Raw genomic sequence first — 1074 nt, 5'->3', positions numbered from 1 at the left:
ATCGCCTACCGTTTGCGCTGGTCAAACTGGCGACGCCGACACCAAGCATGCGCCAAACGAGCCCACTACGCCCGCCGCCTCAACCTCGAATTCCCACCATGATCACGAATGGCGGCTGTCGTACTAGGTGAATGGCTATTGCTGCCGACGGCCAGTGACAGCAGACCAGCGGTGATCCTGACCTGGTTGCACAACCCGTCCGTCCTACTGGAGCCCTCACGGTCACCGCGCCTCTTCAACGGGATCGGGATGTTTGACCCTCAGGGAACGGTCACCCGGCGAGCCTGCGGCACATGCTCCGATCGTGCGGTAGTCCGGCCTGCTTGAAGACCAGCAGGCAGTTCCCGTTCATGGGGTCCCAAAGCTCGTCGTTGGTAACCAGCGCTCGAAGCAGCGCCCGCTGCGGTTCAGTAAGTGACCGGCCCTTTCCGTACGGCTCGGGAAAGGCGAAGCGCACCAACATGCCCCAGCCGTCGCCTGCGCCCGCCCAACTGTCCCGACTGGCCATCCGGCAAGCAGCCGTGGCGATCTCGTCGAAGTCAGCCGCGACGCGAATCGCCGCAGCGACGATCTGGAATTGATGCAGGGTCGGAGGCGGTGGCTCAGCCAAGGCGGCCAGGATCAGCTCACGGCTTCGCGGGTCATCCTCGTGGGCCAACGCTGCCCGGAGTCGGACCGCAGGGTCCGGGTCAGTGAGCCGGTCACGCAGGTCGACACCGAGCTGACCGAGGCAGGCCAACCACGGCGTCTGCCGCACGGAGTCTCGCTCTGCCCACGTCGAGACGAGATTCGCCAGTTCCTCTCGCCGGCCCACCAGGGCCGGCACCCGCACAATCGCCACGAGATTCTCCGCGCGAAACAGGGCCCGGTCCGGCGGAGACGTCGCGAGCAGTGGAAACACCACCGGGTACGCCTGCGCCACGGCGTCGGCGAGGTCCCCCCGGACATCGGCTACTTGTTTCATTGACCTGCGACCGCGGCCCGGCCAGGCTTCGGTCGAGGCGCCCGGGCTGTCGCTCTCATTTCGGCTGCCCACGCTGGTCGTGTGGCTCTCATTTGGCCTGCGCGGCCCGG

The 1074-nt window shown here is 66.6% G+C and carries 1 protein-coding gene; it reads right to left on the bottom strand.

Annotated elements, in window-relative coordinates; genetic code table 11:
• Window positions 1–271 precede the first annotated feature (271 nt).
• Window positions 272–964: a hypothetical protein gene (locus DLJ59_RS15035; RefSeq protein ID WP_208648700.1), complete on the bottom strand. Its 693-nt coding sequence runs from the start codon at window positions 962–964 to the stop codon at window positions 272–274.
• Window positions 965–1074 lie beyond the last annotated feature (110 nt).

This window comes from Micromonospora inaquosa, assembly GCF_003857055.1.
Classification (GTDB): domain Bacteria; phylum Actinomycetota; class Actinomycetes; order Mycobacteriales; family Micromonosporaceae; genus Micromonospora; species Micromonospora inaquosa.
This window is presented reverse-complemented; position numbering and strand designations above follow the sequence as displayed.

Coding starts and splice junctions, on each gene's coding strand:
- DLJ59_RS15035 (WP_208648700.1), bottom strand. CDS start 964: ATGAAACAAGTAGCCGATGTCCGGGGGGACCTCGCCGACGCCGTGGCG.